General features: G+C 34.1%; 9 protein-coding genes. 5 read left to right on the top strand and 4 right to left on the bottom strand.

All coding sequences use genetic code 11. The annotated features are described in order from the left end of the window. Window positions 1-1,623: preprotein translocase subunit SecA (locus AC1DTM_RS13895; protein WP_477000365.1), on the top strand; the 1,623-nt coding region annotated here is incomplete at its 5' end. Window positions 1,624-1,636: 13 nt separating this feature from the next. Next, a complete protein-coding gene (locus AC1DTM_RS13890; RefSeq protein WP_016103850.1) occupies window positions 1,637-2,515 on the top strand; it encodes an accessory Sec system S-layer assembly protein in 879 nt (292 codons plus the stop codon). Window positions 2,516-2,589: 74 nt separating this feature from the next. Here the strand turns inward: AC1DTM_RS13890 and AC1DTM_RS13885 are convergent, their stop codons facing one another. Both AC1DTM_RS13885 and AC1DTM_RS13880 read right to left on the bottom strand, forming a co-directional pair. Then, window positions 2,590-2,949, bottom strand: coding sequence for a hypothetical protein (locus AC1DTM_RS13885; protein WP_367959717.1), 360 nt, complete (start codon window positions 2,947-2,949; stop codon window positions 2,590-2,592). A 234-nt stretch (window positions 2,950-3,183) separates the two neighbouring features. Further along, the gene (locus tag AC1DTM_RS13880; protein ID WP_477000364.1) at window positions 3,184-4,662 is read right to left on the bottom strand and encodes a SulP family inorganic anion transporter; all 1,479 of its coding nucleotides are present in this window, start codon (window positions 4,660-4,662) and stop codon (window positions 3,184-3,186) included. Between the two features lie 302 nt (window positions 4,663-4,964). Between AC1DTM_RS13880 and AC1DTM_RS13875 the strand changes: the two genes are divergently transcribed. Then, a complete protein-coding gene (locus AC1DTM_RS13875; RefSeq protein ID WP_016103847.1) occupies window positions 4,965-5,435 on the top strand; it encodes a hypothetical protein in 471 nt (156 codons plus the stop codon). 198 nt (window positions 5,436-5,633) lie between these two features. Here the strand turns inward: AC1DTM_RS13875 and AC1DTM_RS13870 are convergent, their stop codons facing one another. Further along, complete coding sequence (locus AC1DTM_RS13870; protein WP_477000363.1) at window positions 5,634-6,452, bottom strand: MerR family transcriptional regulator; 819 nt, start codon at window positions 6,450-6,452, stop codon at window positions 5,634-5,636. 106 nt (window positions 6,453-6,558) lie between these two features. Between AC1DTM_RS13870 and AC1DTM_RS13865 the strand changes: the two genes are divergently transcribed. Both AC1DTM_RS13865 and AC1DTM_RS13860 read left to right on the top strand, forming a co-directional pair. Continuing rightward, window positions 6,559-7,191, top strand: coding sequence for a GNAT family N-acetyltransferase (locus AC1DTM_RS13865; protein ID WP_477000362.1), 633 nt, complete (start codon window positions 6,559-6,561; stop codon window positions 7,189-7,191). 199 nt (window positions 7,192-7,390) lie between these two features. Continuing rightward, complete coding sequence (locus AC1DTM_RS13860; protein ID WP_016103844.1) at window positions 7,391-7,996, top strand: DedA family protein; 606 nt, start codon at window positions 7,391-7,393, stop codon at window positions 7,994-7,996. Between the two features lie 117 nt (window positions 7,997-8,113). Here the strand turns inward: AC1DTM_RS13860 and AC1DTM_RS13855 are convergent. Next, window positions 8,114-8,644: LPXTG cell wall anchor domain-containing protein (locus tag AC1DTM_RS13855; protein WP_477000361.1), on the bottom strand; the 531-nt coding region annotated here is incomplete at its 5' end.

The following is an 8,644-nucleotide window of genomic DNA, read 5'->3' as shown; positions in this document are numbered from 1 at the left end:
ACTCTGCACTACACTTTCGATGCAGAGACAAGAACATGTAACTTCACAGAAGATGGCATTACGAAGATTGAAGATTTATTTGATATTGATAACTTATATGATTTAGAGCATCAAACTTTATATCATTATATGATTCAAGCATTACGTGCATATGTCGCTTTCCAATTAGATGTGGATTATATTGTCTATGATGAAAAAATTATGCTCGTTGACATTTTTACAGGACGTGTTATGGATGGACGTTCTTTAAGCGACGGCTTACACCAAGCACTTGAAGCTAAAGAAGGCTTAAAAATTACAGATGAAAATCAAACGCAAGCATCTATTACAATTCAAAACTTCTTCCGCATGTATCCAGCATTATCCGGTATGACTGGTACAGCTAAAACAGAAGAAAAAGAATTTAACCGCGTATATAATATGGAAGTTATCTCTATTCCAACGAATCGTCCTATACTTCGCGAAGATAAAACAGATGTCGTATATTTAACAGCCGATGCGAAATATAAAGCTGTCTGTGCAGAAGTAATAAACATACATAAGGAAGAACGTCCTATTTTAATTGGTACGATGTCCATCCTCCAATCAGAGACTGTTGCTCGTTATTTAGATGCAGCAAATTTATCTTACCAACTATTGAATGCGAAAAGTGCTGAGCAAGAAGCTGATTTAATTGCATTAGCTGGGAAAAAAGGACAAATTACAATCGCTACAAATATGGCAGGACGCGGAACGGATATTTTATTAGAAAAAGGCGTCCATGAGCTTGGCGGTTTACATGTAATTGGAACAGAAAGACATGAATCTCGCCGTGTTGATAATCAGTTAAAAGGACGAGCTGGCCGACAAGGTGACCCTGGAAGTTCTCAATTCTTCCTTTCATTAGAAGATGAAATGATGCAACGCTACGCTGGTGAAGAAGTAGAGAAGCTTGAAAAATCACTTAAAACCGATGAGAATGGCCTAATTCAAACTACTAAAATTTACGATTTAGTCAACCGTACGCAATTAATTTGTGAAGGTAGTCATTTTTCGATGCGTGAATATAACTTGAAATTAGATGATGTCATTAACGATCAACGAAATGTAGTTTACAAACTTCGTATTAACCTCTTAAACGAAGAAACCAATATGATAGAGATTGTCGTTCCAATGATTAAAAATACAGTAGCTACTATTGCTAATGAACATTTATTAGAAGGAATGCTTCCTGAAGAGTGGGATTTCACCAGACTAGTGGAAGCTTTACAAGAAGTTTTATCTATCGAAGAAATTCCGGCATTATCTGCTAATAACGTCCATTCCGCTGAAGACTTACAAGAACTATTAAAAGATACTCTTACAAGTTATATAAAGCGTATTAATGATTTAGAAAAAAATGCAGATGCACAACAAGTATTACGTCAAATCAGCTTACACTTCCTTGATTCTGGTTGGACAAATCATTTAAGTGCAATGCAACATTTAAAAGAAGGTATTGGCTTAAGACAATATCAACAAGAGGATCCAGCACGCCTTTATCAAAAAGAAGGTTTTGAAATCTTTTTACAAACATTTAGCCATTTTGAAAAAGAGGTTGCTTTATATTTAGCAAGATATATAACTGTTCCACAAAATATATAACGAGGTGAATTGCATGCTATCATTTTTAAAGAAGGCAAGAAAAAAAGGTAGAGACTCTGTAATTTCGAGTTCTCAATTATTAGGAACCGAAGACAATATCAACAATACAAAAAACATAAAACCTAACTTATACTTTCATCCTTCTTGGAATGAAGTTTCACAAGAACAGAAGTATATTTATCAATTTTTACATAAATCTTTACCTACCTTACAAGAAAATCAAATTTCGCTAGCTGGAGTTGAAAGTAAAAAACATGAAAATGCTTATTATATTACTACATTTATTCGTAGTAGCGTAAAACATTCAATTCAATTTGAGACTCTTACTCTATCACTATTAAATAAAGATGGAGAAACATGTGCACGTCAAGAATTTGATTTGTCACTCTTAAGCGAGATTCCATCAAATGTAAATATGCCTTGGACTTTCGTATTTGAAGAAAATTCAATAACTGGAGCAACTCTATCTACAGAAGACTGGCAACTAGTATTTGACTTAAAAGGCAAACATTCATTAGATTTAGATCCTATATGGCAAGAAAAACTATCTGAAAGCGCAATAATGAAATTGCAAGAAATTATTACTAACCTTACTCCACCTGCAGAAGATGAAATTAATTTCCTAGGGCTAAACGCAGCTGTAGAAGAAAATGGAGATTTGAATGCAACGATTTTAATCCGTAATGGTTATAATCAAAATATAACTCTTGAACAACTTCCATTGCATATTTCAGATTGCTCTGGGGCTGTCGTTGCAAAAGGAGTATTTACATTAACAGATTTTCAAATCAAGGCCAATTCAACTAAACCTTGGACTTTTACATTCTCTGCTGATTCAGTATCAAAGGAAACAATCGATTTATCTAAATGGAAAGCATTTATCCCGCAATAACCATTCTTAATCAAAACACGTCGTATTCTTTTATGAATACGACGTGTTTTGATGTACAATATTATGCAATTCAACTACAGACGTTCAATATGATATGCTGCTTCTAGCTTACAAAAATCATCTATATTGTTTACTTTGTTATCTTTTAAAATTTTCAATTGATCTTCAGTCGGCTCTTCATTAATAAGCTCGTTAATTTTTTCATTCACTTTCACTGCTAACACTTGATGGAAATCTGGATGTTCTTTCAACTTGTCATCTACTTTATTAATCCAAGTTGATTTTGTATATAAATATTGTTTCCACTGTTCAACAAATTGTTGTATGTCAAACTTTTCTTCGTTCCATTCAATATCCTTCATATACTTCTCAAAAGAAGCAGCAATTGAACGTGTAATCCCGACTTTTACTCCGTGTGGTAACTGTTTGTACATCAAATATTCCCTCCAGCTTAAAGCGATTTCTTTTTAGCATAAAGAAATCTTAAAATTCTTACACTTATTATGATAGCATACTGCTAATCTAAGATGTTACTATACTGCTTAGTGTAGCAATTGTCAACAGACTTAAAACATCTAGATATAAGGATTTTCGTGCATAATAAACACATATACAAAAAATGAGAACCTCACAATCTACAACGCAATTCATGTGAAGGTTCTTATTTTTTATATTGCTTCAGCTTTCAAAAATCGTAATTTCCCTTTCTGCTCATCATTCGCCATCGTCACTATCGTCTTTTCAACATGCGGATGTACATGTTCAAGTGTCACACTCGCTCCTATTTTATCCGATTGCTCAACAAAGTTTAATAATGCCATAGCTCCTGATACATCCATATAACGTACATCTTTCATACGCAAAATAACTGGTGACTTCACATTTTGTAAAGAAGCAAAAATACGATCTACTGATAGAAATGAAAGTGGTCCCTGAATCGTATACGTCGCTTCTTTTTCTTTTATAATAGAAGCTTTACGTTCTTTACATTTCACCATGTATATAATGAAGGAAAGAATAATGCCAAACGCAACAGCAACCATTAAATCGAATTTCACTGTCACAAACATCGTCACGAACATAACAATCACATCGCCTCTCGGTGCTACATGTGCTTTCCTCATGCTTTCCCAATCAAACATCCCGATGCCAGTTAAAATTAAAATGCCTGATAATACAGCAAGCGGAATATATTGTACCACTGAACCGAGTCCCATAATGAAAATGAATAAGATGATGCTATGCATACAAGCCGACAGCGCCGTTTTCCCGCCGCTTCTTATATTAACGATTGATCTAACAGTTGCACCTGCTCCTGCTAATCCTCCGAACAAACCACTCGCAACATTACCAATACCTTGTCCGATTAACTCTTTATTACTTTTATGACGTGTCCCCGTCACATTATCCATTACGACAGACGTTAATAATGAGTCAATTGATCCTAATAAAGCAATACTAAGCGCTGGTAATACAAGTGCTAACATGCCATTTGCGTCTAAACTCGGTACGTGAAGAGATGGCATCGCCTCTGGAATTGCACCAATCTTTTCAATCATCTTATTTAAAGAAAGAGTTCCTACAACTGGTAAGTTTACTGTAATTCCTTGTAGCATAGAAGAAAATAACGGCAACGTTACTGTAACACCTACTAATGCTACTAAACTTGATGGAATGGCCTTAATCCATTTTCCAGAAACAATCATTACAATGATCGTTAATAACACAAGTAGAAAGCTATTTTGTACGTGCTTCATTTCACCTAAAATAATAATCAGTGCAATTCCGTTCATAAATCCTGAAACAACGGGATATGGAATGTAACGAACGTAAGAGCCGAGCTTACATACACCAAATAAGATTTGAAATAACCCTGCCATCATAAATGCAATAAAACTTGCTTCTAATCCGTGAGTTGCAATAATGCCTGTTGCAATAACTGTAATCGGCCCAGTAGGACCTGTTACTTGTCCCGGTGTACCGCCAAATAATGCCGCAAACAAACCTGCAAAAATCGCACCATACAATCCGGCCAAAGCTCCCTCAGACGTTCCCGTTGCGGCAATACCAAATGCAATTGCTAGCGGCAAAGCAACAATCGCAACAGTAAACCCTGCTAAACATTCCTTTGCTATTTTTTGAAACATATAAATAACCACCTTCGTATAAAGTGAAACTTTAATCAGTGGGGGTTTTGTTCATCCCCCACTGATTATTAGCCCGCAAATAGCGGGATAAAGTCCACGTTCCATTGTACATCTAAAACAAATCGTTCGTTAGCGTATTTATAAAAAACTCTTTACAGTCTCGTGAAGTAAACGCCTACATTGATAAATAGCCTTCCCAAATCAAACTAAAAAACAGCAATATGACGAATCTACCTTTGGAAACAAACTTGACTATGCTATAATGAACAAATTAAATCTTTTACTATATACTTGGAGGCACTATGCTAACTTTTGAAGAAAAATTATCAATTATTGAATCTTTCCCGGAATTAGAAAGAAAGAACGTATCATTAAAACGCGTAAACTTTCACTTTGAAGAAAGTCGTTTAGATAAAAAGAACGTTGTATATCATTTACACCCAAATGGAAACGGATTTGTATATGCAAACTTCATTAAAGGTTATAAAACAGATGATAAAGGTATGATTAACATCCGTGAGTTTTCAGAAGAAGAACTGCGTTCATTAATTGAAAAAGTAATTGAACGTCTATCACAGGAGCAAGAGGAAATTGTAGCACCAATGGAACCTGCTGCCGAAGAAGAATGGCGTAACGAAGATGGTCATATCCTTACTCTTATCTCAGAGGATGACATGTGGAACGTTTACGCTGGCGTAAACTTAGACGGTACATTCAACTCTTATCCAGAAGCTGCGGAATACCTTGATGAAGAAGGTTTTTCACGTAAATAATACGTTCCTTACTACTAATGAGGCCGTCCCAATTTTTTTTGGGGGACGGCCCTCTTTTTATTAATAGGTAGGCTATCATTGTCGTATTTTGCAGTTAAGTCGATATAATGAGATTTATGTTGCAATTTTACCCAATAAGAACATAACTCCATTTCAAAGTTAGGCTTTTGGGACAGTCCCCTCCATAAAATTATGGAATCAAAACTTCTTATTCTCACTATCCCCTATAAAAATTTGAATTTGACAACTATAAGACTCCGTATTAAAAAAATCATTAACTAACTCTACTTCAATAAAACTCTCTACTTCTATATTATTTTCTTTTGTATATTTAATTATATTGTTTCGACGTTCTTCTTCATTTTCTTTACTATACGCTAATGTTACATAGTTCCCGCCCGGTAATACTTTTATATTTGGCACCTCTTCCATTTGTACATGATCTTGTACTTTATTAAAAACATACTTTGGCTCTACATCCCACTTTTCATTGACATTGTATAGAATACCCATCTCCATTGACATCTTATCTTCATAATCTTGAATGATTTTCTCTAAATTAGAATAATACAGTAACTCCTGTAAACTCCCCACTTCTTTGCATGGCGCTACAATCACATTCCGCTGTTCAAAGAACTGAATACACACTTCATCACTTTTTAATATTTCCTGTGAACTCCCTACTTTCTCATTTAACCCATCAATCGTTTCAATTACCTCTTTCATTTTCTTTATATGCTCTTCCGCTTCCGCTCTCTTTACTTGTAAAAATTGCAGCAACTTGTCCGTATTGCATTCCTTAAAAATCTCTTGAAGTTCTACTATACTCGTATTCAACTCTCTACAACTTTTTATAATATCAATGTGAATGAATTGATCTATAGAATAATATCTATATCCTGTTGATTCATCAATATGTTTTGGAATAAGAATTCCCATCTTATGATAGTACCTTAATGCCTTTATCGTTATATCCTTTATTTTTGCAACTTCTCCAATAGAAAATAATGTTTTCACCTGAATCTCTTCCTTTTTATTTTTTCTACTGCTATTGACTCTCCCCTTAGAGGAGACCTTACTATTTATAATAAGTCATTTACATTGATAAAGGGAGTATACAATTATGAACACAGTAAAATATAGAAGTCTAGCTAAGGAAGACTATGAGCCTATAAAACATTTAATTGGTGAGGCATTTGGATTTAATAAATTCATTACAGATAAAAAATTTTTAAATTCACTATTAAACTTCTACCTACACAGTTGCATTTTAGAAAGTTCCTTTAGTAAGGTAGCTGAAAAAGATAATAAAATTATCGGTGTCATTTTAGGCGATTCCAAAAAAGATAAAAACCGTTTAAAGAGCTTCCATAATACTGTTAGCTTTGCCTTTAACACGCTGAAACTATTCATGACTAATAAAGAGAATAGAGGGTTTTTAAAAGCATTTATAAAGGTTCAAAAAACATATAAAGAACTCATTCAAGGAAAAGAAGATCATTTTCAAGGATGCATACAATTATTCATCGTATCCGAAGAATCTAGAGGTCTTGGAGTTGGGAAATCTTTATTAAATCATTTATTCCAATACATGACAAAAGAAGATGTTACATCTTTATATTTATATACAGATAATGAATGCAACTACGGATTTTATGACAAACAAAACTTCCAACGTATACAAGAAAAAGCAGTTGATTTTGGACCAAAAGAAGAAGATTTCAACATATTTTTATACCGCTATGACTTTAACTAATAGTAACATTTACACTTCGATGCTCTTTGCTAATTAGCAAAGAGCTATATTAAGTATGATATCACTCGCGAGTGGTTGTCAAAAAATCATACTAGCTTAAATCCTCCAGCCAAACTCTTCTACTACTATTATTTCAGTTCGATTAGTGCGAAAAAGAGGAAGATGTGTAACAACTTCAATGTAAAAAGGAGCGCACAATATGGAATGGATTCACGAATTATTTCAGCAATATGGGTATTATGTAGTACTTGTTGGATTACTTTTAGAATATATTGCTCTTCCGTTTCCAGGAGAGCCAACATTAGCCTATGCAGGATTCTTATCACATCAAGGTGATTTGAGTTTACCCATTTTAATTATTTTATCCTTTATTGGGACAAGTGTAGGTATGACATTCCAATACTTTTTAGGAAATAAACTTGGCATGCCTTTCATTCAGAAATACGGGAAATATGTATTTTTAACAGAACGGAAAATTAATTTAACGAAAATGTGGTTTGATAAATACGGATATTTTCTAATCTTTATCGCCTTTTTCATTCCAGGCGTTCGCCACTTCACAGGATACTTTGCAGGAATTATCAACTTACCGTTTCGCCGCTTTGCGATGACAATTTATTCAGGCGCCCTATTTTGGGTATCCTTCTTCTTAATCGGTGGGTATTGGTTAGGGGAAAATTTAGAAGATATATTCCTCGTACTTGAACAACACATTTGGAAAATTATCTTCGGTATTATTATCATTACGCTAATCACCCGATTTCGCAAAAAAATAAAGCATGCGTTTGTAAAAAATATGAATTAAAACGAAAAGCATGTTATTAAAATCGTTCATCCATAAAGTACACAAATAATAAAAAAAGCGGAGACCCATAGTCTCCGCTTTTTCACATATATTTTGTTTCCGAACTAACTCTCACCATTAATTTTTTTTGCGTCTAAACAACCTCGCTCCCAAAATTAATGCAAACATACCTGCAATAAGAGAAGTAGATTCAGTTGATGTTCCCCCTGTTTGAGGAAGTAATTTTGATTGCTTATTATTTTCTTTACTAGATGGTACTTCAGATTTATTTTGTACATTTTGTTTGCTTTGTACTTCTTGTTTGCTTTGTACTTCTACTTTATCTTGTAACTCTTGTTTGTTTGATACTTCCTGTTTCTCTTTTACCTCTGGTTTCTCGAACACATTCGGCTCTTCTATTACCTTTGGCTCTTCCGGTTTTAATGACTCTTCGATTTCTTCTGTTGTTTCTTCTTTATTTTCTTCTTCGATCGGTTTTATCAAAATCTCCGGCTTGTCTTTTACCTCTGGTTTCTCGAACACATTCGGCTCTTCTATTACCTTTGGCTCTTCCGGTTTTAATGACTCTTCGATTTCTTCTGTTGTTTCTTCTTTATTTTCTTCTTCGATCGGTTTTATCAAAATCTCCGGCTTGTCTTTTACCTCTGG

It is taken from the genome of Bacillus sp. P4_D3 (assembly GCF_056401855.1).
Note: the sequence above shows the minus strand (reverse complement) of the source record. Positions and strands in the feature narration are given on the sequence as shown.